The 24,213-nt window shown below is 72.3% G+C and carries 26 protein-coding genes; 12 read left to right on the top strand and 14 right to left on the bottom strand.

Going from position 1 to position 24,213, the window contains the following annotated elements:
• Window positions 1-2 precede the first annotated feature (2 nt).
• Entirely contained in the window at window positions 3-347 is a 345-nt protein-coding gene (locus tag ASF45_RS23180; protein WP_056668548.1) for a DUF3088 domain-containing protein, read from the top strand.
• A 52-nt stretch (window positions 348-399) separates the two neighbouring features.
• On the opposite strand, the gene ASF45_RS23175 is transcribed toward ASF45_RS23180, so the two are convergent.
• The 3 genes from ASF45_RS23175 to ASF45_RS23165 all read right to left on the bottom strand — a co-directional run bounded on the left by ASF45_RS23175 (window position 400) and on the right by ASF45_RS23165 (window position 3,009).
• Window positions 400-627: a DUF2934 domain-containing protein gene (locus ASF45_RS23175; protein ID WP_056668545.1), complete on the bottom strand. Its 228-nt coding sequence runs from the start codon at window positions 625-627 to the stop codon at window positions 400-402.
• A 250-nt stretch (window positions 628-877) separates the two neighbouring features.
• The gene (locus ASF45_RS23170; RefSeq protein ID WP_056668540.1) at window positions 878-1,891 is read right to left on the bottom strand and encodes an aldo/keto reductase; all 1,014 of its coding nucleotides are present in this window, start codon (window positions 1,889-1,891) and stop codon (window positions 878-880) included.
• A 26-nt stretch (window positions 1,892-1,917) separates the two neighbouring features.
• Window positions 1,918-3,009 (bottom strand): alkene reductase, encoded by a 1,092-nt coding sequence (locus tag ASF45_RS23165; protein ID WP_056668537.1) that lies wholly within the window; start codon window positions 3,007-3,009, stop codon window positions 1,918-1,920.
• Window positions 3,010-3,113: 104 nt separating this feature from the next.
• On the opposite strand from ASF45_RS23165, the gene ASF45_RS23160 reads away from it, so the two are divergent.
• Entirely contained in the window at window positions 3,114-4,028 is a 915-nt protein-coding gene (locus ASF45_RS23160; RefSeq protein WP_056668534.1) for a LysR family transcriptional regulator, read from the top strand.
• Between the two features lie 29 nt (window positions 4,029-4,057).
• Here ASF45_RS23160 and ASF45_RS23155 read toward each other — a convergent pair whose 3' ends face one another.
• From ASF45_RS23155 to ASF45_RS23140, 4 genes are all read right to left on the bottom strand, one after another.
• Window positions 4,058-4,465, bottom strand: a complete 408-nt coding sequence (locus ASF45_RS23155; protein ID WP_056668531.1) for an OsmC family protein — start codon at window positions 4,463-4,465, stop codon at window positions 4,058-4,060.
• Window positions 4,466-4,528: 63 nt separating this feature from the next.
• Complete coding sequence (locus ASF45_RS23150; protein ID WP_056668528.1) at window positions 4,529-4,975, bottom strand: universal stress protein; 447 nt, start codon at window positions 4,973-4,975, stop codon at window positions 4,529-4,531.
• A gap of 65 nt (window positions 4,976-5,040) precedes the next feature.
• Window positions 5,041-5,301: a hypothetical protein gene (locus tag ASF45_RS23145; RefSeq protein WP_056668525.1), complete on the bottom strand. Its 261-nt coding sequence runs from the start codon at window positions 5,299-5,301 to the stop codon at window positions 5,041-5,043.
• A gap of 2 nt (window positions 5,302-5,303) precedes the next feature.
• On the bottom strand, window positions 5,304-5,609 hold the full coding sequence (locus ASF45_RS23140) for a hypothetical protein (RefSeq protein ID WP_056668522.1): 306 nt from the start codon (window positions 5,607-5,609) through the stop codon (window positions 5,304-5,306).
• A 147-nt stretch (window positions 5,610-5,756) separates the two neighbouring features.
• Here ASF45_RS23140 and ASF45_RS23135 point away from each other — a divergent pair, with 147 nt between their 5' ends.
• The 4 genes from ASF45_RS23135 to ASF45_RS23120 all read left to right on the top strand — a co-directional run bounded on the left by ASF45_RS23135 (window position 5,757) and on the right by ASF45_RS23120 (window position 10,809).
• Window positions 5,757-7,292: a DNA-3-methyladenine glycosylase 2 family protein gene (locus tag ASF45_RS23135; RefSeq protein WP_156473150.1), complete on the top strand. Its 1,536-nt coding sequence runs from the start codon at window positions 5,757-5,759 to the stop codon at window positions 7,290-7,292.
• Window positions 7,293-7,294: 2 nt separating this feature from the next.
• Window positions 7,295-7,804, top strand: coding sequence for a methylated-DNA--[protein]-cysteine S-methyltransferase (locus tag ASF45_RS23130; RefSeq protein WP_056668516.1), 510 nt, complete (start codon window positions 7,295-7,297; stop codon window positions 7,802-7,804).
• Window positions 7,801-8,697: a DMT family transporter gene (locus ASF45_RS23125; protein ID WP_056668513.1), complete on the top strand. Its 897-nt coding sequence runs from the start codon at window positions 7,801-7,803 to the stop codon at window positions 8,695-8,697. Before ASF45_RS23130 ends, ASF45_RS23125 begins: the two co-directional genes overlap by 4 nt.
• Window positions 8,698-8,847: 150 nt before the next feature.
• On the top strand, window positions 8,848-10,809 hold the full coding sequence (locus tag ASF45_RS23120; RefSeq protein ID WP_056668510.1) for a gamma-glutamyltransferase family protein: 1,962 nt from the start codon (window positions 8,848-8,850) through the stop codon (window positions 10,807-10,809).
• A gap of 78 nt (window positions 10,810-10,887) precedes the next feature.
• Here the strand turns inward: ASF45_RS23120 and ASF45_RS23115 are convergent, their stop codons facing one another.
• Window positions 10,888-11,772: a LysR family transcriptional regulator gene (locus ASF45_RS23115; RefSeq protein ID WP_056668508.1), complete on the bottom strand. Its 885-nt coding sequence runs from the start codon at window positions 11,770-11,772 to the stop codon at window positions 10,888-10,890.
• A 120-nt stretch (window positions 11,773-11,892) separates the two neighbouring features.
• Here ASF45_RS23115 and argC point away from each other — a divergent pair, with 120 nt between their 5' ends.
• Entirely contained in the window at window positions 11,893-12,870 is a 978-nt protein-coding gene (gene argC, locus ASF45_RS23110; RefSeq protein WP_056668505.1) for an N-acetyl-gamma-glutamyl-phosphate reductase, read from the top strand.
• A gap of 26 nt (window positions 12,871-12,896) precedes the next feature.
• Here argC and ASF45_RS23105 read toward each other — a convergent pair whose 3' ends face one another.
• From ASF45_RS23105 to ASF45_RS23095, 3 genes are read right to left on the bottom strand one after another with little or no spacing between them, the layout of a single operon-like run.
• Complete coding sequence (locus tag ASF45_RS23105) at window positions 12,897-14,852, bottom strand: methyl-accepting chemotaxis protein (RefSeq protein ID WP_056668503.1); 1,956 nt, start codon at window positions 14,850-14,852, stop codon at window positions 12,897-12,899.
• A gap of 49 nt (window positions 14,853-14,901) precedes the next feature.
• Complete coding sequence (locus ASF45_RS23100; RefSeq protein WP_063887753.1) at window positions 14,902-16,605, bottom strand: phosphoethanolamine transferase; 1,704 nt, start codon at window positions 16,603-16,605, stop codon at window positions 14,902-14,904.
• Window positions 16,602-17,294, bottom strand: coding sequence for a phosphatase PAP2 family protein (locus tag ASF45_RS23095; protein WP_082551223.1), 693 nt, complete (start codon window positions 17,292-17,294; stop codon window positions 16,602-16,604). The genes ASF45_RS23100 and ASF45_RS23095 overlap by 4 nt, the downstream gene beginning before the upstream one ends.
• A 62-nt stretch (window positions 17,295-17,356) precedes the next feature.
• Here ASF45_RS23095 and ASF45_RS23090 point away from each other — a divergent pair, with 62 nt between their 5' ends.
• From ASF45_RS23090 to ASF45_RS23080, 3 genes are read left to right on the top strand one after another with little or no spacing between them, the layout of a single operon-like run.
• Window positions 17,357-18,043, top strand: a complete 687-nt coding sequence (locus ASF45_RS23090) for a response regulator transcription factor (protein WP_056668837.1) — start codon at window positions 17,357-17,359, stop codon at window positions 18,041-18,043.
• Entirely contained in the window at window positions 18,040-19,395 is a 1,356-nt protein-coding gene (locus ASF45_RS23085; protein ID WP_056668497.1) for a histidine kinase dimerization/phospho-acceptor domain-containing protein, read from the top strand. Before ASF45_RS23090 ends, ASF45_RS23085 begins: the two co-directional genes overlap by 4 nt.
• Complete coding sequence (locus ASF45_RS23080) at window positions 19,392-19,802, top strand: diacylglycerol kinase (RefSeq protein WP_056668494.1); 411 nt, start codon at window positions 19,392-19,394, stop codon at window positions 19,800-19,802. The genes ASF45_RS23085 and ASF45_RS23080 overlap by 4 nt, the downstream gene beginning before the upstream one ends.
• On the opposite strand, the gene ASF45_RS23075 is transcribed toward ASF45_RS23080, so the two are convergent.
• Both ASF45_RS23075 and ASF45_RS23070 read right to left on the bottom strand, forming a co-directional pair.
• The gene (locus tag ASF45_RS23075) at window positions 19,799-20,182 is read right to left on the bottom strand and encodes a DUF2845 domain-containing protein (RefSeq protein WP_082551235.1); all 384 of its coding nucleotides are present in this window, start codon (window positions 20,180-20,182) and stop codon (window positions 19,799-19,801) included. The two genes, ASF45_RS23080 and ASF45_RS23075, sit on opposite strands and share 4 nt — an antisense overlap.
• Before the next feature lie 23 nt (window positions 20,183-20,205).
• On the bottom strand, window positions 20,206-21,084 hold the full coding sequence (locus tag ASF45_RS23070) for a DMT family transporter (protein WP_056668491.1): 879 nt from the start codon (window positions 21,082-21,084) through the stop codon (window positions 20,206-20,208).
• Between the two features lie 163 nt (window positions 21,085-21,247).
• Here ASF45_RS23070 and ASF45_RS23065 point away from each other — a divergent pair, with 163 nt between their 5' ends.
• Entirely contained in the window at window positions 21,248-22,339 is a 1,092-nt protein-coding gene (locus ASF45_RS23065; protein ID WP_056668488.1) for a DUF2855 family protein, read from the top strand.
• A gap of 9 nt (window positions 22,340-22,348) precedes the next feature.
• On the opposite strand, the gene ASF45_RS23060 is transcribed toward ASF45_RS23065, so the two are convergent.
• On the bottom strand, window positions 22,349-23,143 hold the full coding sequence (locus ASF45_RS23060) for an IclR family transcriptional regulator (protein WP_056668485.1): 795 nt from the start codon (window positions 23,141-23,143) through the stop codon (window positions 22,349-22,351).
• An 80-nt stretch (window positions 23,144-23,223) separates the two neighbouring features.
• On the opposite strand from ASF45_RS23060, the gene ASF45_RS23055 reads away from it, so the two are divergent.
• Window positions 23,224-24,207: a tripartite tricarboxylate transporter substrate binding protein gene (locus tag ASF45_RS23055; RefSeq protein ID WP_056668483.1), complete on the top strand. Its 984-nt coding sequence runs from the start codon at window positions 23,224-23,226 to the stop codon at window positions 24,205-24,207.
• The last annotated feature ends 6 nt before the right edge of the window (window positions 24,208-24,213 follow it).

Genomic DNA, 24,213 nt, shown 5'->3' with positions numbered 1-24,213 from the left:
CCATGGCCAACGACCGCCTGATCCTGCTGCAGCCCGGCTTCAGCGACGCCAAGTACCCGGGCGAGCAGTTCGTCTGCATCGACTGCCTGCCCATCGAGGGCCTGCTGTCCACCGACCCGACGCGCGGCGCGCAGCTGGACGTGGAGCGTGTGGCCTTCACCCGGCCGCGCGCCGCCGTGGTGGCCGCGCTCGATGCCGACCACCAGAGCCTGCCCGTGCTGATCTTCGGCGACGGCCTGCCACCGCCGGCGGATGCGCAGACCGTGAACGGCAGGCACTTCGTGTCCGACCCGCGCCGCATCCTCACGCTGCTGGCTGAGCGGCACGGCTTTTTCAAGCTCCATTGAGCTGCGCGAGGCGGCTGCGGCCTGCCGCCCGGCGCGCCCTCGCTGCGGGAGGCTACGGCGCCGACGCGCCCGTCTGCCGCTCGGCTTCGAGCCAGTCGTCGACCTCGTGGCCAGGCGCGAAGCCGCGGCGCTCGGCGGCAGCATAGGCGGCCTCGCGGATGCGTTGCTCGCGCGACGCATCGGCGGGCACGCCCTGCTGCTGTTGCTGCTGCGCCGGCGCGTCCGCGCCGGGCGTGGCTGCGGCGGGCTCCGCCTCGGTGTGCTGTCTGGATCGGGTCATGCGCTGCTCCTTGAGAGATCGGGTGGACGGCGGGCTCTTCCGCCTGCAGAGCGGCAGACTACTCGCCGTCGGCATCCGCGTGTGTGGGACAGCACGCTGTCCGGCCGGCCGCCGGTCGCTGCTCGAAAAAGAGGCAGCGCAGCGCCGGGCCGCATGGGGCCTTGCTTTGGCGGCGCCGTCCAGCCGCTGTCCCCAGGGATGTCCACAGCAGGTCGGGACAAGCCGCCGAGCCGCACGCCACCCTGAGGCGTCAGGCGCCCGACGGCAGCGGCGCATCGGCATGCACCAGCCCACCCGCACGCAGCGCACGCCAGAAATCCACCGGCACGGCCAGTTGCAGCGCAGCGCGGTCCTCGGCGATGCGCTCGGGCCGGCTCGCGCCCGGGATCACCGCGGCCACGGCCGGATGGGCCAGCGCGAACTGCAGGCCCGCCGCCTTCATGGACACGCCATGGCGGTCGGCGACGGCCTTGATCGCGGCGACCTTGGCGAGAATGGCGGGCGTGGCCGGCGCGTACTCGAAGTTCGGCCCACCGACCAGCGCGCCCGAACTGTAGGGCCCGCCGACCACGATGGACAGGCCGCGCTCGGCCACCCTGGGCATCACGCGCTGCAGCGCGCGGCCGTGGTCCAGCAGCGTGTAGCGGCCCGCGAGCAGGAAGCCGTCCGGCCGCGGGCCCTGCAGCTCCAGCAGCAACTCGATCGGCTCGACGCGGTTCACGCCCAGGCCCCAGGCCTGGATGACGCCCTCGTCGCGCAGCCGGTCCAGGGCCTTGAAGGCGCCCTTGCGCGCGGTCTCGAACACGCTGAGCCATTCGTCGCCGTAGAAGTCCTGCGCAACGTCGTGCACCCAGGCGATCTCGATGCGGTCGGTCTTCAGGCGCTTCAAGCTGTCCTCGATGGAGCGCAGCGTGGCGTCCTCGGAGTAGTCATTGACGACGCGGTTCGGCCGGCCGTGCAGGAACACGCCGCCTTTCTCGCCCTGGTCGCGCGCGGCCACGTTCTCCAGCTCGTCGAGCACCAGACGGCCCACCTTGGTGCTGACCACGTACTCGCCGCGCGGCCGCCCGGCCAGCGCTTCGCCCATGCGGATCTCCGCGAGGCCCGCGCCGTAGAACGGCGCGTTGTCGAAGTAGCGGATGCCGTCGTCCCAGGCCGCGTCCACGGTGGCGCGCGCCTCGGCCTCGGGGATGGCGCGGAACATGTTGCCCAGCGGGGCGGTGCCGAAGCCCAGCGGGCCGGGCAGAAGGTCCTTGAGTGCCATGGTGTTCTCCAGGGAATGGGGGCGCTTCACGCGGCCTGGGCCACGCTGAACTCGGTATAGCCCTCGGCGCCGCCGCCGAAGTACCCCGCGGCCGGGGCGTTGAACAGCGGCAGGCCGTGCTGCAGCCGTTCCACCAGATCCGGGTTGCCGATGTAATCGCGGCCGAAGGCCACCATGTCGGCATGGCCCGAGGCCGTGGCGGCGATGGCGCGCTCGCGGTCGTAGCCGTTGTTGGCGATGTAGGCGCCGCCGAAGGCCTGGCGCAGGGCCGCGTTGTCGAAGCGGCTGGTGCCATCTTCGGCATGCATCTGGCCTTCCACCACATGCAGGTAGGCCATGCCCAGTGCGCCAAGGCGGCTGGCGAGGTAGCCGTGCGTCTGCTGCGGCTGGCTGTCCAGCGGCGTCTCGCCGATGGCGGTGGACAGCGGCGACAGGCGCAGGCCCACGCGGTCCGCGCCCCACACGCCGGCCACCGCCTCGACCACTTCCAGCGTGAGGCGGGCACGGTTCTCGATGGAGCCGCCGTAGCGGTCGGTACGCCGGTTGGTGCTGTCGCGCAGGAACTGCTCGAGCAGGTAGCCGTTGGCGGCGTGCACCTCCACGCCGTCGAAGCCGGCCGCCTTGGCACGCACGGCGGCCTGGCGGTAGTCCTCGACGATGGCGGCGATCTCGTGCAGTTCGAGCGCGCGCGGCGCCGAGGGTGTCTCGAAGCCGGCTTCGGTGAAGACCTTGCCGCCGGCCTGCAAGGCCGAGGGCGCCACGGGCGCGGCGCCGTCTTCCTGCAGGCTGGTGTGCGACATGCGGCCCACGTGCCACAGCTGCACCACGATGCGGCCGCCGGCCGCGTGCACGGCCTCGGTCACCTGCTTCCAGCCGGCCACCTGTGCGTCGGTGTACAGCCCGGGCGTGAAGGCATAGCCGCGCGCCTGGCGCGAGATGTTGGTGGCCTCGGCGATCAGCAGGCCGGCCGAGGCACGCTGGGCGTAGTAGCGGGCGGCCAGCGGCGAGGGCACGCCGTCCATGCCGGCGCGCGAGCGCGTCAGCGGGGCCATGGCGATGCGGTTCTTCACGGCGATGGCGCCCAGGCGGGTGGGGGTGAACAGGGTGTCGGTGGTCATGGTGCAGCTCCGTTGAAATGGGATGGAGCGAAGTTTGGAGCGCCGTAGCACATTCATCCAATTTATTCGTTGAATTCCAGATATTCTTCAAGCAACATATCTGGATGCGCTACGACCTGAACCTGCTGCCCGTCTTCCTGGCCCTCATGGAAGAGCGCAGCGTGACACGCGCGGCCGAGCGCCTGGGCATCACGCAGCCGGCGCTGTCGAACGCGCTCACGCGGCTGCGCGCGCTGCTGCAGGACCCCTTGTTCATCCGCGAGCGTTACGGCATGCAGCCCACGCCCAAGGCCGAAGAACTGGCCCCGGCCATCGCCGAGGCGCTGGCCACGGTCGACGGCCTGGTGCGCGGCCAACAGGCCTTCGACCCGGCCAGCGCGCAGCGCCTGGTCACCATCGCGCCGAACAGCTATGTGGAGTACGTGCTGGTGCCCGCGCTGGTGGCGCGGCTGCGCGCGCTGGCGCCCGGCATCCGGCTGCGACTCACGCCCTACGGCGCCGACCTGGCCGAGACCGGCGTGGTCTCGGGCGCCACCGCCATGGTGTTCGGCCGCATCACCGACCCGCCCGACAACCTGGTCGTGCAGCACCTCATGGACGACGGCCTGGCCTGCGTGGTGCGGGCCGACCACCCCGAGGTCGGCGCGCGCATCACGCGCCGACAGTACGAGCGGCTCAAGCACGTGAACATGCTGCCGCCGGGCCGGCTGCGCGCCGGGCTGTTCCAGAGGCTCGAGCGTGCGCAGCTCAAGCGCGAGGTGGCGGTCTCGGTGACGCACTTTCTGGCCATCCCCGAGCTCGTGGCCGTGACCGACTACTGCGCCACGCTGCCGCGCCAGATCTGCCGCCGCCTGGCCGGCGACGCGCGGCTCAAGGTGCTTCCCGCGCCCGTGGACCTGGGCAGCTTTCCGGTGCAGATGGCCTGGCATGTGCGCTACCGCGACGATCCTGCGCACCGCTGGCTGCGCGAGCTGGTCGTGGCCGTGGCGGGGGAACTGGCGCAGGCCGCTGCGGGCTAGTGGCGCACTCCCGGGCGGCCCGGGACCGGCTAGGCCAGCGCCGTCGCGATGCGCACCTCGCCCGTCAGCACCTTGTGGATCGGGCAGGCATTGGCCACGGCCAGCAGGCGCTCGCGCTGGGCCGCATCGAGCGGGCCCTGCAGCGTGATGCTGCGCGCGATGTCGGTGCCGGGCGAGGCCGGCGTGGCGGCACGCAGTGTCAGGGCGACCTCGACGCCCTCCAGCGGCCACTGCTTGCGCGCCGCGAACATCTTCAGCGTGATGGCCGTGCAGGCGCCCAGGCTGGACAGCAGCAGCGCGTGCGGCGTGGGGCCGGTGTCGCCGCCGCCCTGCACCGCGGGCTCGTCGCCGCTCCAGCGGTGGCCGGCCTCGTCGCGGAATTCGACAGCGTAGGGCGTGGCGCCCAGGGTGGCATGCAGGGTGACATCGGCGGACATGGCGCTCCTCTGGCAGGTGGTGGGGCGCCGATGGTGCCACGGCCGCTGGCCCGGCCCGCGGTGTCAGGCCTCGCTGCCGCGCACCACCATCACCGGCACACGCGCGTTCTGCAGCACCCGCTGCGTGACGCTGCCCAGCAGCAGCTTCTCGATGCCGCGCCGGCCGTGCGAGCCCATCACGATGAGATCGGCGCCGCAGGTGCCGGCCGCCTGCAGGATGCCTTCTTCGGCCGCATGGCCTTCGATGGTGGCCGACTCGCAGGGCACGCCGGCGGCCTCGACCACGGCCACCGCCGCGCGCAATGCACCTTCGGCATTGGCGTTGGCGGCAGACAGGTACTCGGCCTGGCCCACGGCGGTGTCCGTGGCCATGCCCAAAAAGGGGTAGATGTCGATCACGTGGACGACGAACAGTTCGGCCTGGAATGCGCGGGCCAGTTCCACGGCATGGCGCAGCGCGGCCAGGGCGGTCTGCGAGCCATCCACGGGAACCAGGATCTGCTTGTACATGCGGGTCTCCTTGGCGAGCGAAGCGAAGGCCCCGAGTCTAGGCGCCCGGCGGCGCGTGGCGCCCGCTATGCCAGCATGCTTTCGGCGACGGGCGGTGCCACCGCCGGCGCCGCGAGCGTGAACTCGCGCGCCACGGACTGCTCGATGCGGGCGAACACCGCAGGAATGCAGCAGCTGCCCACGTCGCAGGCATCGCGCAAATGGCCCGCGATCTTGCCGTCGGGGTAGATCCGGAAGGCCATGCCCTCGGAGAACTCCGGATCGGCCCACAGCCGCTGGTTCAGTTCGGCCAGGTACTGCACATGGTTCAGGGGCTTGCGCTGCATGGTCAGAAGCGCTCCAGGTCGGCCAGCTCCAGGCAGTCGCTGGGGCTGTTGTCCAGGGCCAGCGAGCGGCCGCCGCCCCCACCCTCCAGGACCTTCAGGCGCGGGCCGAGCGTCACCTGCGCACCATCGCGCAGCAAGGCGTGGACCCGGTCGCCCGCGTCGATGCGGGCGACCACCTGGTCGACCGTGACCGCATGCGGCTCCTGCTGCCAGGGACCGCTGCCGTCGCCATGCCCGAGCTGCACGGCGGTCAGTTGCTGGTTCTGGTAGCGCACGGCGGTCACGCAATAGTGGTTGTCGGTGGTCATGGCAGGCATCCTTCCTTCGGCCGCCATGGTGCCGCCGCGCCGCCACCTCGGCTGTCGGCCGGCTTCCCGCGGCGCTGTCGGTCCCTGTCGAGGCACATGTCCGAAAACGGCGAGTCGAGTGAGCGCCCGCCCCCTATGATCCCGGCCATGGCCCCGTCCACCCCCTCCCCCGGCGACCCGCTCGACACCGCCCGCTACCGCGCGCTGGTGGCCCGCGACGCGCGCTTCGACGGCCGCTTCTTCACCGGCGTGACCAGCACCGGCATCTACTGCCGGCCGGTGTGCAGCGTGAAGACGCCGCGGCGCGAGAACTGCCGCTTCTTCGAGCACGCCGCCCAGGCCGAGCGGGCAGGCTTTCGGCCCTGCCTGCGCTGCCGGCCCGAACTGGCGCCGCAGGCGCTGCCCTGGTCCACGCAGGACGCGTCGAGCATCCTCGCGCAACAGGCCGCGCGGCTGCTGGACGCGCCCGACGCCTGGCCCGAGGCCGGCCCCACGGTGCAGGCGCTGGCCGAGCGGCTCGGCGTGTCCGACCGGCACGTGCGCCGCATCTTCGAGGCGCAGTTCGGCGTGTCGCCGCTGCAGTACCTGCAGACGCGCCGGCTGCTCGCGGCCAAGCAGTTGCTGGCCGACACCGACCTGCCCGTCGCCCAGGTGGCCCAGGCCAGCGGCTTCCACAGCCTGCGCCGCTTCAATGCGGCTTTCGTCGCGCACTACGGGCTCAACCCGGCCGCCCTGCGCCGCGCCGGCGGCCAGCGCGAAGGCCAGGGCAGCCAGGTGCGGCTGGGCTACCGCCCGCCCTACGACTGGCAGGCCATGCTGGCCTTCTTCGCGGCGCGGCAGATCCCGGGCATGGAGACGGTGGCCGGCCCCGATGCCGCGGCCCCCGGCATCGCGCGCACGCTGGCCTTGCAGGCCGGCGGGCAGCGGCACGAGGGCTGGCTGCACATGGCCTTCGCGCCCGAGCGCCACCAGCTGCTGCTGCGCGTGTCCGACAGCCTGCGTGCCATGCTGCCGCTGGTGATCCGGCGCGTGCGCGTGCTGCTCGACCTGGACGCCGACCCCGAGGCCATCCACGCCGTGCTGGGCGGCCGCTTTCCGGATGGCGCCGGCCTGCGCGTGCCCGGCTGCATGGACGGCTACGAGCTGGCCGTGCGCGCCGTGCTGGGCCAGCAGATCACGGTGGCGGCCGCGCGCACGCTGGCCAGCCGCCTGGTCACGCGCTTTGGCCAGCCCATCGCCACGCCGGAACCCGGCCTCACCCACCTGTTCCCCGCGCCGCAGGCGCTGGCCGATCTCGGCGATGCCGCCGGCGACGCCCTGGGCGGCCTGGGCATCGTGCGCCAGCGCCAGGCCGCCATCGTGGCGCTGTCCCAAGCCGTGGCCGGTGGGCTGAACCTGCAGCCCGGCGGCGACGTGCCGGCCGCCATCGCCGCGCTCAAGGCCCTGCCAGGCATCGGCGACTGGACGGCGCAGTACATCGCCATGCGCGCGCTGCGCTGGCCCGACGCCTTCCCGGCCGGCGACGTGGCGCTGCACAACGCGCTGGGCGTGCGCGATGCGCCGCAGCCCGCGCGTGCGGCCGAGGCTGCGTCCGAACCCTGGAAACCCTGGCGCAGCTATGCCGTGCTGCGCGCCTGGGCGCTGCTGCCGGCGCGCCCCACCAAGAAGACGCCCAAGGAGTGAGCATGCAATTCCATCCGTCCACCGTCCACACCCGCATCGACACGCCACTGGGCGCCATGGTGCTGTCCGCTTCCGAGGCGGGCCTGAACGGCGCCTGGTTCGACGGCCAGCGCCACCAGCCCACGCCCGATGCCTGGCCCCGGGCCACGCAGCACCCGGTGCTGCTGGCCGCGCAGGAGCAGCTGCTGGCCTACTTCGCCGGGGCGCGCGAGCGCTTCGCGCTGCCGCTGGACCTGTCAGGCGGCACCGCCTTCCAGCGCGCGGTCTGGCAGGCCTTGCTGGCGATCGCGCCCGGCGCCACCTGCAGCTACGGCGCGCTCGCGCACCGGCTCGCGCGCCCGGCCGCGGTGCGCGCCGTGGGCGCGGCCGTGGGCCGCAATCCGATCAGCGTGATCGTGCCCTGCCACCGCGTGCTGGGCCACGCCGGTGCGCTGACGGGCTATGCCGGCGGGCTGCCGCGCAAGAGCGCGTTGTTGCGGCGCGAGAGCGCGTTGCTGGAGCTGGCCGCATGAGCCAGCCGCGCAGCGCCTGGCTCGGCGACTTTTTCCTGCTCTCGGCGCTGTGGGGCGCCTCCTTCCTGTTCATGCGCAATGCCGCGATGGAACTGGGCCCGCTGCCGACGGCCGCCGCGCGCGTGGGCATCGCGGCGCTGTGCCTGCTGCCGCTGCTGTGGCGGCGCGGCCTGCTGCCCGAGTTCGTGCGCCACCACCGGCTCGTGCTGTTCGTCGGCCTGCTCAACTCCGGCATTCCGTTCGCGCTGTACTCGTACGCGGTGCTGTCGATCTCCACCGGCCTGTCGGCCATCCTGAACGCCACCGTGCCGCTGTTCGGCGCGGTCGTGGCCTGGGCCTGGCTGCGCGAGCGGCCCGGCGCCTCGCGCAGCCTCGGCCTGGCGCTGGGATTCGTGGGCGTGGCGCTGCTGGCCTGGAACAAGGCCAGCTTCACACCCAAGGCCGGCGCGGCTGCCACCGGCTGGGCGGTGCTGGCCTGCCTGCTGGCCTGCGTCTGCTATGCGCTGGCCGCCACCTTCACCAAGCGCTACCTGGGCGAGGTCAAGCCGCTGGTGCTGGCCGCCGGCAGCCAGCTGGGCGCCACGCTGGGCCTGGCGCTTCCGGCGCTGTGGCTGTGGCCCGGCCAGGCGCCCAGCCTCACGGCCCTCGCAAGCCTGCTCGCCGTCGGCGTGCTGTGCACGGCGCTGGCCTACATCCTGTTCTTCCGGCTGATCGCGAACGTGGGACCGGCCCGCACGCTGACCGTGACCTTCGTGGTGCCGGTGTTCGGCGTGCTGTACGGCACGCTGCTGCTGGGCGAGGCGCTGACGCCGGCGATGCTGGGGTGTGGCGTGGTGATCCTGTGCGGGACGGCGCTGGCGACGGGAGTGGTGCGCTTGCCGGCGCGGAAGTGAAAGCAGAACGTCTGTAACACATAGCAACAAATTGCTGGTTTGCCGCAATGGCCGAAACAGAAACGCCGCTGGCACAGTAGCTGCTTCCCACGTCGCCCTGTGCCCAGCCTTGGTGCACAGCTTCCCCGTTCCGAGGTCCACCCCTTTCAAATGAAATTCAAAACACGCACCCCTCTCTGGATCGCCACCCCCATTGCCATTGCGCTCACTGTCGTTGCCTGTGGCGGTAGCGATGGCGATGACCTGATCGTCGACACCAAGGCCGACAGCTGCTCCGTGCTGTCCAGCAGCGGCGCGTCCGTCGTCGTGGGCTCCGGGGTTGCTGGCGACCCGGCTGCGCCAGAGGCTGCTTCCGGATACCGCCTGGGCTACAAGGCCAAGCACTCCAGCAGCTACATGGTCGTTGCCAATACGCCCCTGGCAACCAAGGCCGGTTGTGAAGTGCTGAAGGCCGGCGGAACGGCGGCCGATGCGGCGATCGCCGTGCAGGCCGTGCTGGGCCTGGTCGAGCCGCAGTCCAGCACCATCGCGGGCAGCGCGTTCATGATGTACTACGACGCGGCCAGCAAGAAGGTCACCGCCTACGACGGCCGCGAGACGGCCCCCGCCGCAGCGACCGGCTACTACCTGGCGCGCCAGGACCAGGCCGACCCCGCCTCTGCCGCACCCGTTCCTTCCGCACGCCGCAGCGGCCGCTCGATCGGCGTGCCGGGCGTGATGCGCATGATGGAAATGGCGCACAAGGAACATGGCAAGCTCAAGTGGAACCAGTTGTTCGACGAAGGCATCGACCTGGCGACCAACGGCTACATCATTCCGGCGCGCATGGGTGCGGCGATCGGCGGCAGCGCCGCCAGCCTGCGGCTGGATGCCAACGCCGTGACCGCCTACTTCAATGCCGACGGCACGCCGAAGCAGGCCGGCGACACCGCCAAGAACCAGCCGTACGCCGACACGCTGAAGGCCATTGCCGCACAGGGCGCCGACGCGCTGCACACCGGCGACATCGCCAAGGCCATCGTGGCCAAGGTCGGCCAGAGCGTCGGTGACGACACCGCCCGCACGCCGATCACCCCAGGCCTCATGACCTTGGCCGATCTGTCCGGCTACAAGCCCAAGAAGCGCGAACCGGCCTGCACCACCTACCGCAGCACCTACTACATCTGCTCGATGGCGCCACCGTCCTCCGGCGGCATCGCGATCACGCAGGCCCTGGGCATCCTGGAGAACTTCCCGCTGTCGTTCTACCCGCCGACCAACCCGTCGAACGAAGGCGGTGTGCCCAGCGTGATGGGCGTGCACCTGGTCAGCGAAGCATCGCGCCTGGCCTACGCCGACCGCGACAAGTACGTGGCCGACACGGATTACATCCCGCTGCCTGGCAGCGGCCTGGCGACCATGCTCGACAAGAACTACCTGAAGAGCCGCGCCGCGCTGATCGACATGACCAAGAGCATGGGCACGGCACAGGCCGGCAACCTGGGTGATGTGCCGCTGGGCCGCGACACCTCGCAGGAAGCCGGCACCACGCACTTCTCCATCGTCGATGCCTATGGCAACGTGGCTTCGGTCACCTCCACGGTCGAGTCGTCGATGGGCTCGTTCCACATGACCAACGGCTTCCTGCTGACCAACCAGTTGACCGACTTCTCGGCCCAGCCGGCGGACAGCACCGGTACGCCGATCGCCAACCGTGTCGCACCGGGCAAGCGCCCCCGCAGCACGATGGCACCCACGCTGGTGTTCCGCGGCGCCGAGCCCGGCGAATTCGTGATGGCCACCGGTTCTCCCGGCGGCGGCACCATCATCCAGTACGTGCTGAAGACCGTGGTCGGTGCGCTCGACTGGGGCCTGGACGCGCAGCAGGCCACCTCGATGGTCGACTTCGGTGCAGCCAACAGCCCGACGACCAACGTCGATGGCGCCAACACGACGCTGGACACCTCGGCGCTCGTCGCCGGCCTGCGCGCCATGGGCCACACGGTCAGCACCGGCGCCCAGTCCAGCGGCATCTCCACCGTGATGCGCGTTCAGAAGGACGGCAAGTGGGTGCTGCAAGGCGGCGTGGACCCGCGCCGCGAAGGCATCGTGCTGGGCGACGGCGCGCTGTAACGCTCCGGGGCCCTTGCACAGCCCCGCCCCGACGCGCAAGGCCCGGCAACGGGCCTTGCGCTTTTTTTGTGCTGCGCGTCAGTGCGTCGGCATCTCCAGCAAGGCCCGCAGCGTCACCTCCGTCGGCCCGTCGTCCAGCCTGGCCCGGTGCGCGATGCCCAGCGCACGCGACAGCGCCGGCCGCAACGGCCGCATGTTGATGCGTGCATCGGGCAGCGGCGCGCCGGCCTCGTGCGGCAACAGCGCGGCGCCGTAGCCGGCCGCCACCAGGCTCTTCATCGCGTCGTTGTAGTTCAGTTCGATGCGCGCCTGCGGCCGCTCCCCGGCCGCTGCGAACCACTCGGCGGTCTGGCGCGACAGCCGGGTGCCGCGGTCGTTGGCGATCAGGGGCCGGGCCGCGAGCCAGGCGGGCGTCACCTGCCGCGGCGGATTCCAGTCCGCGGGAACGAAGGCCAGCACGGGATCCTGGCGCCAGGCCCGCACGCGCAGGCCCCGTTGCGCGGGCTGCGGCAGCGCGACGATGCCGATGTCCAGGCTGCCGGCCGCCAGCCGCGCGAGTGCCTCCACGCTGGTCACCACCGCGACCTGTACATCGATGTCCGGATGCCGGGCCGACAGGGCCTGCAGTGCCTGCGGCAGCAGGTGCGCCAGCGCGCCGGTGGAGGCGCCCAGGCGCACACGGCCGCCGCGCGCGGCGATCTGGGCCTGCACGGCCTGCAGCAGCTCATCGGCTTCGACCAGCAGCCGCCGGGCCTTGTCGATCAACAGGCTGCCGGCGGACGTGGCCGTCACGCCCGAGGACGCACGGTGCAGCAGCCGCGCGCCGAGCCGGGCCTCGAGCTGCGCGACGTGCAGCGTCACCGTGGGCGGTGCCAGGTGCAGCGCCTTGGCGGCGGCGGCGAAGGAGCCGAGGTCGGCCACCGTCAGCAGCGTGCGCAGCCGGTCGAGATTGAGTTCGCGCATGGAGCAGGCCCCGTGGTCGCTGGGTGATTCAGGAATGGTGAATCGCAAGTTTGTCAGATTCAACTGGCCTGCATGCGCCAGGCGCGGCACGATGCGCTCCGATCCCTGTTGGAGCACTCCATGACCCCTCTCGTTTTCATCGATGGCGACCAAGGCACGACCGGCCTGCAGGTGCGCCAATGGCTGTCCGGCCGGACCGACCTGCGCGTGCTGCAGTTGCCGCCCGAACACCGCAAGAGCACGGCCCACCGCGCCGAGGCCTTGAACGACTGCGACCTGGCCTTGCTGTGCCTGCCGGATGACGCCGCGCGCGGGGCCCTGGCCCTGGTGCGCCGTCCCGGCGTGCGCGTGATCGATGCCAGTTCGGCCCACCGCACGGCGCCCGGCTGGGTCTACGGCCTGCCCGAGCTGGAGCCGGCGCAGGCCGCGCGCATCGCCGCTGCCGCGCGGGTCAGCAACCCCGGCTGCTACCCGACCGGCGCACTGCTCCTGCTCAAGCCCCTGGTCGAGGCCGACCTGGTGCCGGCCGACCATCCGCTGGCCATCCACGCCATCTCGGGCTACTCGGGCCAAGGCCGGGCCGGGCTGGAGGCGCACGAAGGCGCCGCTGCAGCCAGCGCGCCGCCCTTGCAGGTCTACGGCCTGGGCCTGCAGCACAAGCACGTGCCCGAGATCCAGCAGCACGCCGGCCTGGCGCATGCCCCCGCGTTCGTGCCGGCCTACGGCCACTACCGGCAAGGCATCGTGCTCACGATCGCGCTGCACCAGCGCCTGCTGCCCGCGGGCGTGACCGCGGCGCACCTGCATGCCGCGCTTGCCATGCGCTACGCGGGCCAGCCCTGCATCGCGCTGCAGCCGCTGGGCGGGGACGTCGATGCGCAGCGGCTCGACCCGCGGGCGCTCAACGGCAGCAACCGCATCCGGCTCGCGGTGTTCGGACAGGAGCGCACCGGCCAGGTGTTGCTGGCCGCGGTGTTCGACAACCTGGGCAAGGGTGCGGCGGGCGCGGCCGTGCAGAACCTGGACCTGATGCTCGGGCTGTCGGCAGCCCACACGCAGGGGCCTTTCACCGGCGTGCCGGCCCTGCGGGCTGCGTGAGAGCGTTCTTCCTCCGGCCAGGCCAGTCAGGCCGCCTCCAGCCGCCAGGCATCGTTCCGCGCGCCCTGCGTGCGGAACACCGCCACGCCCTCGACCAGTTCGCCCGCCTGGCTGCGCAGGCTGCCCGCGGCCGCTGCCATCTGCTCGACCAGCGCGGCGTTCTGCTGCGTGGTCTGGTCCATCTGCGTGACGGCCTCGCCGACCTGGGCCACGCCCTGCGACTGCTCCTGGCTGGCGGCGCTGATCGCGCCGATCAGGTCGGACACGCGGCGCACGGCGGCCAGCAACTCCTGCATGGTCGTGCCGGCCCGGCCGGCCAGCGCGTTGCCGGCGTCCACGCCCTGCACGCTGTCGGTGATCAGGGCCTTGATCTCCTTGGCCGCGTCGGCGCTGCGCTTGGCCAGGACGCGCACCTCGCTGGCCACGACGGCGAAGCCGCGGCCGTGCTCGCCGGCGCGCGCGGCCTCCACCGCCGCGTTGAGCGCCAGGATGTTCGTCTGGAACGCGATGGCGTCGATCACGCCGATGATGTCGGCGATCCGGCCCGAGGCGGCATGGATGCCCTGCATGGTCTGCACCATCTGCGCGACCACCGCGCCGCCCTGCTCGGCCACGCCGCTGGCGCTGGCGGCAAGCGCACTGGCCTGGCGCGCCGTGTCGGCGTTCTGGCGCACCGCGGCCGTCATCTGCTCCATCGAGGCCGCCGTCTGCTGCAGCGCGCTGGCCTGGCTCTCGGTGCGTGCCGACAGGTCGTTGTTGCCCTGCGCGATCTCGGCGCTGGCGGTGGCCACGCCGTCGGCATTGCCGCGCACACGCAGCACCACCTGCGTCAGCTGTTCGCGCATGCGCAGCAGTGCGGCGATCAGGCGGCCGACCTCGTCCGTGCCATGCGCAATCCCCGGGCCGGCCAGGTCGCCCTGCGCCACGGCACCCGCCAGCGCCACGGCCTGCGCCAGCGGCCGTGTGATGGAGCGCACGAACGCAGCCATCAGGCCGCCCGCGAGCAGCAGGGCCAGGCCCAGAGCCAGGCCGGTCCACAGCAACGCGCGGCGCTGGTCCACGATGCGCTGCTGCAGGGCCGCATCCAGGCTGGCCATGGCCAGCGCGTTGAGTTCGTACAGGCCGTCGATGGTTCGCGTGAAGTCGTCGAAATAGGCCTGACCGGGCAAGGTGAGCGTGGCGACCTGCAGCAGTTCGCGCTCCGCCAGTTGCAGCGTGGCGGCGATGCGCTCGCTCTGCTGGCGCGCAGGCGCCTCCAGCGCTTGCCGCAGCGCGGGGTCGGCGGCGCTGGCACGCGCGATGTTGCGGAAGGCTTCGCCCTGCAGCTCCAGCGCGCGCTCGCGCAGCGACTGCAGCAGCGCACGGCCCGGCGGCGGCAGCTCGCCGCGCGCGAGGAAGGACGCGCCCTGGGCCCGCATCACGCCCAGCTTTTCGCCCAGCATGGGCGATTGCACGAGCGCGGCCTGGATCAGCGCCTGCAGCGCCGGCTCCGGCTCCACCGTGAGCCGGAAGCTCTGCAGCAGTTCCTCGCCGACGCGCATGGTGGTGCCGATCAGTGCGGTGTGCCGGGCCGTGCTCTGCGGCGCCTGCAGGCTGCGCGCGGCCACCTCGGACTCCAGCTGCTGCCAGCTCTGGCGCAGCTGGGTCCAGGCCTGGCGTTCCGCGGCCGGCACCTCGGCTTCGGCGAAGCGCGCGTCCGCGGCCTCCAGCGCCTTGGCCACCGCGTCGCGCGCGGCCGGGCGGCGCGCCGCCAGCACCTCGTTGCCGCTCAGCATGCTGGCCGACAGGCCACGGTGCACCTGCATTCCCTGCACGGCCTGGTGGAGCGCGGCCAGCGGCGCGGCGCCGCGGGCTTCATGGCGGGCCTGCGCCAGCGTCTGCAGCGCGCCGCGCGTGTAGAGCCAGGCCGGCAACAGGCACATGAGCACGCCGATCAGCGCGAGGATGGCGAATTTGTGGAACAGGGACAGGCGTTGGAGCATGCGGCGAGCACCGCAAGTTCCACACCACGGGCACGCCGCACAGGGCGGATCAGGAACCGGCTGTCGGCGCACCGGCCAGGGCTGCGGCCTGGCGCGGCAGCCGGCCAGCCCAGGTGGCGTCCTGCCGGCAGGGGGCGTAGGCGTCCTGCGCGATGCGGTAGATGCGCGTGGAGACGTCCATCAGACCCAGCACGGAATGGAAGTAATCGTCGTGCGAGACCTTCTCGTCGGCACGGCCGCGCAGGCAGCTGTCCGACAGCGCCGTGGCCTGCGCGAAGCCGGGCGACAGCCAGGTGATCCAGGGCACGTGCTTTTGCACATCGGGCGCGATGGCATAGGGCATGCCGTGCAGGTACAGGTTCTTCTCGCCCAGCGATTCACCGTGGTCGGACACGTACATCAACGCGTTGTCGGTGCCCGTGGGGTTGCGCCGCAGCCAGGCGATGGCTTCGCCCAGGAACTGGTCGGTGTAGGCGATGGAGTTGTCGTAGGCATTGCGCAGCTGCTGCGGGTCGCAGTCCTGCAGTGCATTGCTCGTGCATTCGGGCAGGAAGCGCTTGGCCGAGGCCGGCGAGCGCTTTGCATAGGCCGGGCCGTGGCTGCCCATCTGGTGCAGCACGACGACGGTGCCGCGCGCGCGGCGTGCCGGGTCCAGCGTCGCCAGGCGCGCTTCCAGCTGCTCCAGCATGACGCCGTCCAGGCACTCGCCGCCGCTGCACAGCGGGCTCCTGGCGCCCTGGTCCATGGCGTCGTTGGGCACGCGGTCGCACACGCCCTTGCAGCCGGACTGGTTGTCCAGCCACAGCACGGCCAGTCCGGCGCGCTGCAGCACGTCGAGCAGGTTCTCGTAGTTGCCATCGCGGCGCAGGTACTCCTCGCGCGTCAGGTGCGAGAACATGCAGGGCAGCGACTCGGCCGTGCTGGTGCCGCAGGACCAGGCGTTGCGAAAGCTCAGCACGTTCTCGCGCTCCAGCGCCGGCGAGGTCGGCCGCGCATAGCCGTTCAGGCTGAAATGGTCGCTGCGCGCGGTCTCGCCCAGCACCAGCAGCAAAAGGCGCGGCCGTGCCGTGCCGCCAGCGGGCGTGGACAAGGCCAGCCGGGCGTCTTCGGCCAGTGGCTGCAGCGGACCGGCCTCGTGCTGGAACGGCCGCGCCGCCAGCCGCACGACCGAGACCACGCTGGACACCGGGTTGACGAGGTAGCGCAGGTCCTTGTTGTTGCGGCTGGCCGAAGCGAGCGGCTGGAACATGGCCAACACCAGTGCCGCCAGTGCCAGCAGCGCCGCCAGCGAGAACGCCGGGTTGCGCCAGAGCTGGCGGCGCATGCCGCCATAGGCCACGGGCTGGCGCCAGACGAGCCAGGCCGGCAGCGCGGCCAGCACCAGCACGCCGGCCAGCAGTTGCCAGTTCAGCAGTGCACCGGCTTCGCGCCAGTCGGTCTGCATGGCGTTGACCAGCATGCCGGGGTCGATCAGCACGCCGTAGCTGCCCATGAAGTGCCGCGCCAGCGCCGTGCTGAACAGCAGCACCACGAGCAGCGGCTTGAGCGTGGGCCGCCAGGCGAACAGGCCCAGCAGCGCGGCCAGCAACGCCCAGATGGCCAGCCACAGCGCGACGCCGAAGGCCAGGCCCCGGCCGCCCGCGAGCAGGTTCAACCCGGACAGGCGCTGCCACAGCGCACCGTTGCCCACCAGGGTCATCCAGAGGCTGGCGGCCAGCACCAGCCAGAGCGGGGACATCGGGCGGCGCATCATGCGGCGGCTCCTTGGAGGTTCATGCGCATGTGCGCGAAAGCAAAGTCGACCGCCCAGCCCACGGCGGCGCAGATCCAGGCTGTCCACAGCGTGTGGCTCATGAAGTGGGCGCCGCGCAGCTGCTGCGCCAGGCCCAGCACCAGGCCGGCGACGACGGCCAGCACCAGCCAGAGCGTGGCCAGGCGCGGCAGGTCGCGCCGCAGCGCGAACCAGCCCGCGACGAAGGCGAAGCCGGCGCTGGCATGGCCGGCCGGAAAGCAGCGCCCGGCCCCGCCGTCCGCCTGCAGCCAGCCCAGCCAGTGCGACTGGTAGCGGGCCACGCCGCCGAAGGCCGCGAGGTCCCAGGGGCAGCTGGTGTGGCTGCCCGACTTGACCAGCGCGACCATGCCCGTGGCCAGCAGGCCCGACAGCGCCAGCTGCAGCCGCCGCGCAAAGGGCATCCGGCGCAGCGGTCCGACCGGCCAGGCCACGCCCAGGCACAGCAGCAGGCCCAGCGCCCAGGCCAGCTGGCGCGCCCGGTCGTGCAGCACATGGGTCAGCCACCAATTGCCCTTCAGCGCGAAGCCGGTCGGGCCGCCCATGTGCTCGGCCAGCGCCATGTCCCAGCCGCCGGCGTCCCACAGCAGCGGCAGCGCGAGCAGGGCCAGCACCACGGTGCCCGGTCCTCGGAGTCCTTGTCGATCTTGCATGCCGGCGAGCTTCGGGCGCCTCACTTAAGGAACCCTTAAGAGCGCTCGGCACAATGGCGGCCATGCGTGTTCTTGTGGTGGAAGACGATCCGGGCATCGCCCAGGGCCTGCGCCTGACGCTGGGCCAGCATGGCTGGGCGGTCGATTGCGTGGACGGCCTGGAGGCCGCCTGGTCGGCGCTGCGCGTGGAAGCCTTCGACGCGGTGCTGCTCGACCTGGGCCTGCCCGACGGCGACGGCGCCACGCTGTTGCAGCGCCTGCGCCAGGCGGTGCCGAACGCCCTGCCCGACCCGGCCACGCCCGTGCTCATCATGACCGCGCGCGACCAGGTGGCCTCGCGCATCACGGGCCTGGACATGGGGGCCGACGACTACCTGAGCAAGCCCTTCGACGCGCACGAACTCGCGGCGCGGCTGCGCGCCGTGTGCCGCCGCGCGGCCGGCCGGCCGCAGCCGCTGCTGCGCCGCGGCACGCTCGAAGTGGACCCGGCGGCGCGCCAGGTGCGCCAGGACGGCCGCGTCGTGGAGCTGTCCACGCGCGAGTTCGGCGTGTTGCTCACGCTGCTGCAGGCCAGCCCGCGCGTGCTGTCGCGCCAGCAGATCGAAGCCAGCCTGTACAACTTCGACCAGGCGCTGGAGAGCAACGCCATCGAGGTCCACGTGCACCATCTGCGCCGCAAGCTCGGCGACGGCCTGATCCAGACCATGCGCGGCGTCGGCTACTTCGTGCCCGAGGAAGCACGCCGGTGACGGGCCGGCCCTCGCTGCAGCGCCAGCTGCTGGCCTGGACGCTGGGCGCGCTGGTCGCGGTCTGGACGGTGTTCATGCTGGTCGGCTACCACACCGGCGTGGAAGAGTCCGACGAGCTGACCGACGGCCACCTGGCCAGCGTGGCCTCGCTGCTGCTGGCGCAGTCCGGCACGGCCTTCGAGGAGCAGCGCCCCGATGCTGCCACCCTGGGCGTGGCGCCGAACCTGAAAGCGCACGACTACCAGCAGTCGCTGAGCGTGGCCATCTGGGACGAGAGCGGCAAGCTGCTCACCCGCACCGGCCCGGCGCCCCTGCTGGCCTTCGAGACGCCCGAGGGATTCGCCACGCTGCAGCTGGGCCAGCCGGCCCAGGCCTGGCGCGTCTTCGTGCGCAGTGACGACGTGGGCCAGGCGCGCAAGGTCGCCGTGCTGCTGAGCGTGCAGGAGCGCGACGACCTGGCCGAGGACATCGCCGAGCAGGTCGCCACACCCGGCCTGTGGCTGCTGCCCATCGTCACGCTGGTGCTCACGCTGGCCGTGCGGCGCGGCCTGCGGCCGCTGCTGGACCTGAGCGCGCGTGTGCGTGCCATGGACATCCACCAGGCCGGCAGGCTGCAGGCACCGCCGCACGCCGAGTTCCAGGCCATGGTGGCGGCCATCGAGACGCTGGGCACACGCTACCAGACCGCGCTGGCGCACGAGCGCGAGCTGGCCGACACCTTCGCGCACGAGCTGCGTACGCCGCTGGCCTCGCTGCGCCTGCACGCCACCTCGCTGCACGGCACGCTGACAGCCGAGGAGCGCCAGGCCGCGGTGGCGCAGGTCGAAACCGACGCCGCGCGCACCGCGGCCATCATGGACGACCTGCTGGCCCTGGCCCGGGCCAGCCGGGCCCAGCTGGCCGAAACCGCGCAGCCGCTGGACCTCGCGGCGCTGGCGCGCCGGATCGCGGCCGAACAGGCCCAGGACGCGTTCGAGAGCGCCCACGAGCTGGCGGTGGACGCGCCGGCCGAGTGCACGGCCAACGGCCACCCCGTGCTGCTGGAGATCGCGCTGCGCAACCTGATCGCCAACGCGCTGGGCCACACGCCGCCCGGCACCGCCGTGGAGATCCGGGTGCTGGCCGATCCACCCACGCTGCAGGTGCGCGACAACGCCGCCAGCCTGCTGCGCCCGGGCGATCACCGCCGCGGCGGCGCCGTGCTGGGCCTGGGGCTGGGCCACCAGGTCGTGCGGCGCGTGGCCGCCGTGCACGGTGGCGGCTTCGGCACCACCGGGCCGGACGCCGACGGCTGGCGCTGCGACACCCTCACGCTGGGCAGCACGCCCGGCCACAACACTTCCCCACCGTGACCCAAGACCGCCCCACCCCGTCCGATCCCACGTTCGACAACCCGCACAAGCGGCGCCACGGCCTCGTGCGCCTGTGGCATGCGCTGCGCCATTCGTTCGAGGGCCTGCGCGCCGGCTGGGCCGAGAAGGCCTTCCGGCTCGAAGCCCAGCTCGCGCTGGTGCTGCTGCCGCTGGCCTTCTGGCTGGGCCGCGGCTGGGTCGAGGTGGCGCTGCTGGTCGGCAGCGTGGTCGCGGTGATGGTGGTGGAGCTGCTCAACACGGCCGTGGAGTCGGCCATCGACCGCGTCGGCCCGCAGTGGCATGCGCTGTCCAAGCGCGCCAAGGACCTGGGCAGCGCGGCGGTGCTGCTGGCCCTGCTGTTCTGCGGCGGGGTCTGGGTGGCGGCGCTGCTGGCGCGCTTCGGCTAACGCAGGCGCGCGCCGTCGCGCACCGATTCGATGGCGCCGTTGTACAGGCGCACGATGCCCAGGAAGTTGCCGGGGCCGCGGTCGTAGGTCCACTCCTCCATGGGCACGCACTGGTTGGCCAGCACGGCGCCGGGGCCGTCGCCGCGGTAGGGCGTGACGATCCAGCCCAGCTGCAGCATGGACACGCAGACTGGCTGGCGGTACACCGGGTCGCCGCACTTGTGCAGCAGCGCCACGGGCGAGTCGCCTTTGCCCACGAGTTGGCCGTTGCAGCGCAGCGACTGTGAGGCCTCGGCGTCCGGTGCCGCCAGCGTCGCGGCGACCAGGCCGAAGCAGGCCGCCGCCAGGCGGACAGGGTGCAGGACGTGCGGGCACAGCATGGCCGCGAGCATACGCCTGCCGCTCAGTGCCGCGCCCGCCAGCCCAGCAGCTCGTTGCCGACCAGGGCCACGATCACCAGCGAGCCCCCCACCAGCACCGACGGCCCGGGCTGCTCGCCCGCGCCCAGCCAGGCCAGCGCGATGCCGAAAATCACCTCCAGCAGCGCCAGCAGCGAGACCTCCGGCGCGGCCAGCACACGCGCACAGCGCACCGCCAGCACGCAGGGGATGGCCAGCTGCACCACGCCCAGCAGGGCCAGCAGACCGATGTCGTGCGGCGTGGCGGTGAGCGGCAGCGCCGCCGGCAGCGTGGTCAGCGACGACAGCAGCGCACCCACGAGCACGGCCGGCACCAGGTCGAGGTCGCGGCCGGCCGCATGGCTGCGCTGCACCACGGTCCAGTTCACGGCGGCGGCCACGGGCACGCACAGCGCGACCAGCGTTCCGGTCAGCACCCCGCTGCCCCCACCGAGCTGCGTGCCGTACATCCAGGCGATGCCGATGCCGGCCAGCACGATGGCGCCCCAGGTGCGCGGCGCCAGCCGGTGGCCCAGCGCGAAGCGCGCCACCAGCGCCGTGAACAGCGGCCCCAGCGCCATGGTCACGAGCACGTTGGCCACGCTGGTCAGCGTCAGCGCGAGCATGAAGGCCGTGAACATCACGCTCCAGCACAGGCCCGAGATCCACAGCGCCCAGCCCGCGGCGCGCATGCGCGCCCACAGCGTGCGGCCCTGCAGCAGCGGCAGCAGCACGGCCAGCGCCACCAGCGTGAAGAAGCTGCGCCAGAAGGTGACCTCGAAGCCCTCGGCCGCCTGCAGCTGCCGCGTGACGACGCCGGCGATCGACCACATCAGTGTGACCAGCACCATCAGGAACAGCGCGCGTGTGTGTGTGAGATGCATGGACCGTGTTTGTCTTGTCTCCGATGGGCGGCGATTGTGCGGCCTGTGCGCGCTGGCCAGCGCCAAGGCGCGCGTCACCGGTGTGACAGCCGCGCCGCGCAGGCGATGCCGTCCGTCATGCCGCAGGGCTAAGGTGTTTCGTCGATGCTTGAAGGAGGCCACCATGCCCACCACCCTGCTCATCCGCCAGGACGCCCTGGACCAGACCCGGCTGCAGACCCTGCCGGACGCCGCGCTCGCCGCGGGGCAGATCCGCGTGCGCATCGGACCGTTCGCGCTGACGTCCAACAACCTGACCTATGCCGCGCTGGGCCAGTCCCTGCGCTACTGGGAGTTCTTCCCGAGCGGCGAGGCCGGCTGGGGCATCGTGCCGGCCTGGGGCTTCGCCACGGTGGTCCAGTCCGCGCTGCCCGGTGTGGCGGTCGGCGAGCGCCTGTACGGCTTGTGGCCGATGGCGGACCAGGCCGTGCTGCAGCCGCAGCGGCTGCGGCCCGACAGCTTCGTCGACGCGGCCCCGCACCGCGTGCCGCTGCACCCGGTCTACAACCACTACAGCCGCTGCGCGGCCGACCCGCTCTACACCGCCGGCAGCGAGGACCTGCAGGCCCTGCTGCGGCCGCTGTTCATCACCTCCTGGCTGATCGACGACTTCCTGGCCGACCAGGGCTTCTTCGGTGCCGGCACCGTGCTGCTGTCCAGCGCGTCGAGCAAGACGGCCTTCGGCTGCGCGTTCCAGCTGGCGCAGCGCGCCGGCCTCACGGTGGTCGGCCTGACCTCGCCCGCGAACATGGCGTTCTGCACCAGCCTCGGCTGCTACGACCGCGTGCTGGCCTACGATGCACTCGACGCGCTGCCGGCCGAGACCGCCTGCGTGTACGTGGACTTCTCCGGCAACAGCGCCTTGCGGCAGGCCGTGCACGCGCGCTTCGCGCAGCTGCGCCACAGCTGCACGGTGGGCGCCACCCACCTCGCACAGCTGGGCATGGACGTGCAGCTGCCGGGGCCGCCCGCCGTGCCGTTCTTCGCACCCGCGCAGATCAGGAAGCGCACGCAGGACTGGGGCCGCCAGGGCTTCAACGCGCGCCAAGCGCAGGCCTGGCAGGCGCTGCTGGTCCGCGTGGGCGCCCCGGTCCGGCCCTGGCTGGTGCCGCAACACCACCAGGGCGCCGCGGCCACGCAGGCGCTGTACCTGCAGCTGCTGGCCGGCGCGGGCGATCCGCGCAGCGGCCACATGGTGTCGATGGCCACGGCCTGAGCGACCGGCTCACACGGCCAGCGGCGCCAGCGCCTCGCGCATGGTGCGCGCCACCAGTTGCTGGCGCTCGCGCGGCATGCGCGCCAGCGTGCTGGCCAGGCTGATCGCAGCCACCGGCTCGCCACGTGCGTCGCGCACCGCCATGCCCACGGCCAGCACGTTGCGCGTGGCGTGGTTGCCGATCACCGACCAGCCGCGCTCGCGCGTGGCCCGCACCAAGAGGTGCATGCGCTCGGCCGTCATGCCGCCGTAGGCCGGGAGCTGCGGCGCGTTGGCCGCCACGATCTGCTGCACCTGGGCATCCGGCAGCGCCGACAGCAGCGCCAGCCCGGCGGCCCCGACCCCCAGGGGCTGGCGCGTGCCGACCTGGATCACGAGCACCTGCACCGGGTGCGTGCCGACCTCGCGCGCGATGCAGTGCGAATGCGGGCCGTCGCGCACGATGGCGAAGGCGGCGTCGCCGAAGGCCGCGCTGACCCGGGCCAGCACCGGTTGCAGCCGCACTGCCATGTTGGGCTGGCCCGTGGCGGCAGCGGCGCGGCCCAGCCGTGGCCCTGGCGCGTAACGGAAGCGTCCCGCCGTGGCCACGTAGCCGGCCGCCTGCAGCGTGGCCAGCAGGCGGTGCACGGTCGCCCGTTCGAGCGCGCAGGCACGGCACAGCTCGACCACGCGCAGGCCTTCGGGGCCGGCATCGAGCAGCGCATCCAGCAACTGCAGCCCGCGCCGCAGCGCGCGGGCGCCGCCGGCGTCAAGGGACGAATCGTCCGCAGAGTGGACGTTCTGGTTCGTGCTGGAGCGGGCCATGGCGAAGAATTCCGGCGGTCGGGAGCGATGCCGCGCAGTGTGCCGCAGCCCCGGCCACACCACCCCAACCAGGAGACGACATGACCGACCACCACCCTTGCCGCCGCCGCCTGCTGGCCCTTGTCGCCAGCCTGGCGTGTGCGAGCGCCTTGCCCGCCTACGCCGAAAGCTGGCCCGCCAAGCCCGTGCGCCTGGTGGTCGGCTACGCGGCCGGCGGCGCCACCGACGTGGTCACGCGGCTGGTCGGCCAGAAGATGGGCGAGTTGCTGGGCCAGCCGGTCATCGTGGACAACCGCACGGGCGCCAACAGCAACGTGGGCGCCGAACTCGTGGCGCGCGCGCCGGCGGATGGCTACACGCTCTACGTCTACACCATCGCCAACACCATCAACGCCTCGCTGTACGGCAAGCTGGGCTACGACCCGCGCAAGGACTTCGCGCCCATCGGGCTGATGGCCAAGATCCCGAACATCCTGGTCGTGCACCCGTCCCTGCCCGTGAAGACGGTGGCCGACTACCAGCGCTTCGCCAAGGCCGAGAAGAACGGCATCACCTTCGCCTCCTCGGGCAGCGGCTCGTCCATCCACCTGTCGGGCGAGATGTTCAAGATGCAGACCGGGCTCAACATGCTGCACGTGCCCTACCGCGGCAGCGCGCCGGCCGTGGCCGACCTGCTGGGTGGCCAGGTGCAGTCCATGTTCGACAACGCACCCTCCTCGCTGCCACATGTGCAGTCCGGCAAGCTGCGCGCCATCGCCGTGACCAGCGCCCAGCGTCTGCCCATGCTGCCCGACGTGCCGACGCTGGCCGAGTCGGGCTTCCCGGGCCTGGACGTGCAGTCCTGGTTCGGCCTCGCCGCACCGGCGGGCACGCCGGCGCCCGTCATCGCCCAGCTCAACAAGGCGCTGAACCAGACGCTGGACACGCCCGAGGTGAAGAAGCGCCTGCAGGATCTGGCGGCCAGCCCGGCCCCGGGCACGCCGGAGCAGATGCGCGCCTTCGCCGAGGCCGAGATCACGCGCTGGCAGGCCGTGGTCAAGGCCTCGGGCGCCTCGGCCGAATGACCCGTT

Source organism: Pseudorhodoferax sp. Leaf265 (genome assembly GCF_001422365.1).
Classification (GTDB): Bacteria; Pseudomonadota; Gammaproteobacteria; order Burkholderiales; family Burkholderiaceae_C; genus Pseudorhodoferax.
Note: the sequence above shows the minus strand (reverse complement) of the source record. Positions and strands in the feature narration are given on the sequence as shown.

Bases quoted from the DNA above. Each gene is read 5' to 3' on its own strand.
- ASF45_RS23145 (WP_056668525.1), bottom strand. From the start codon at position 5,301: ATGCAGCGCAAGCCCCTGAACCATGTGCAGTACCTGGCCGAACTGAAC.
- ASF45_RS23105 (WP_056668503.1), bottom strand. From the start codon at position 14,852: ATGCTCCAACGCCTGTCCCTGTTCCACAAATTCGCCATCCTCGCGCTG.
- ASF45_RS23095 (WP_082551223.1), bottom strand. From the start codon at position 17,294: ATGCAAGATCGACAAGGACTCCGAGGACCGGGCACCGTGGTGCTGGCC.
- ASF45_RS23100 (WP_063887753.1), bottom strand. From the start codon at position 16,605: ATGATGCGCCGCCCGATGTCCCCGCTCTGGCTGGTGCTGGCCGCCAGC.
- ASF45_RS23140 (WP_056668522.1), bottom strand. From the start codon at position 5,609: ATGACCACCGACAACCACTATTGCGTGACCGCCGTGCGCTACCAGAAC.
- ASF45_RS23135 (WP_156473150.1), top strand. From the start codon at position 5,757: ATGGCCCCGTCCACCCCCTCCCCCGGCGACCCGCTCGACACCGCCCGC.
- ASF45_RS23155 (WP_056668531.1), bottom strand. From the start codon at position 4,465: ATGTCCGCCGATGTCACCCTGCATGCCACCCTGGGCGCCACGCCCTAC.
- ASF45_RS23065 (WP_056668488.1), top strand. From the start codon at position 21,248: ATGCCCACCACCCTGCTCATCCGCCAGGACGCCCTGGACCAGACCCGG.
- ASF45_RS23170 (WP_056668540.1), bottom strand. From the start codon at position 1,891: ATGGCACTCAAGGACCTTCTGCCCGGCCCGCTGGGCTTCGGCACCGCC.
- ASF45_RS23075 (WP_082551235.1), bottom strand. From the start codon at position 20,182: ATGCTGTGCCCGCACGTCCTGCACCCTGTCCGCCTGGCGGCGGCCTGC.
- ASF45_RS23120 (WP_056668510.1), top strand. From the start codon at position 8,848: ATGAAATTCAAAACACGCACCCCTCTCTGGATCGCCACCCCCATTGCC.
- ASF45_RS23055 (WP_056668483.1), top strand. From the start codon at position 23,224: ATGACCGACCACCACCCTTGCCGCCGCCGCCTGCTGGCCCTTGTCGCC.
- ASF45_RS23060 (WP_056668485.1), bottom strand. From the start codon at position 23,143: ATGGCCCGCTCCAGCACGAACCAGAACGTCCACTCTGCGGACGATTCG.
- ASF45_RS23150 (WP_056668528.1), bottom strand. From the start codon at position 4,975: ATGTACAAGCAGATCCTGGTTCCCGTGGATGGCTCGCAGACCGCCCTG.
- ASF45_RS23070 (WP_056668491.1), bottom strand. From the start codon at position 21,084: ATGCATCTCACACACACACGCGCGCTGTTCCTGATGGTGCTGGTCACA.
- ASF45_RS23115 (WP_056668508.1), bottom strand. From the start codon at position 11,772: ATGCGCGAACTCAATCTCGACCGGCTGCGCACGCTGCTGACGGTGGCC.
- argC (WP_056668505.1), top strand. From the start codon at position 11,893: ATGACCCCTCTCGTTTTCATCGATGGCGACCAAGGCACGACCGGCCTG.
- ASF45_RS23125 (WP_056668513.1), top strand. From the start codon at position 7,801: ATGAGCCAGCCGCGCAGCGCCTGGCTCGGCGACTTTTTCCTGCTCTCG.
- ASF45_RS23090 (WP_056668837.1), top strand. From the start codon at position 17,357: ATGCGTGTTCTTGTGGTGGAAGACGATCCGGGCATCGCCCAGGGCCTG.
- ASF45_RS23130 (WP_056668516.1), top strand. From the start codon at position 7,295: ATGCAATTCCATCCGTCCACCGTCCACACCCGCATCGACACGCCACTG.
- ASF45_RS23180 (WP_056668548.1), top strand. From the start codon at position 3: ATGGCCAACGACCGCCTGATCCTGCTGCAGCCCGGCTTCAGCGACGCC.
- ASF45_RS23165 (WP_056668537.1), bottom strand. From the start codon at position 3,009: ATGACCACCGACACCCTGTTCACCCCCACCCGCCTGGGCGCCATCGCC.
- ASF45_RS23160 (WP_056668534.1), top strand. From the start codon at position 3,114: ATGCGCTACGACCTGAACCTGCTGCCCGTCTTCCTGGCCCTCATGGAA.
- ASF45_RS23175 (WP_056668545.1), bottom strand. From the start codon at position 627: ATGACCCGATCCAGACAGCACACCGAGGCGGAGCCCGCCGCAGCCACG.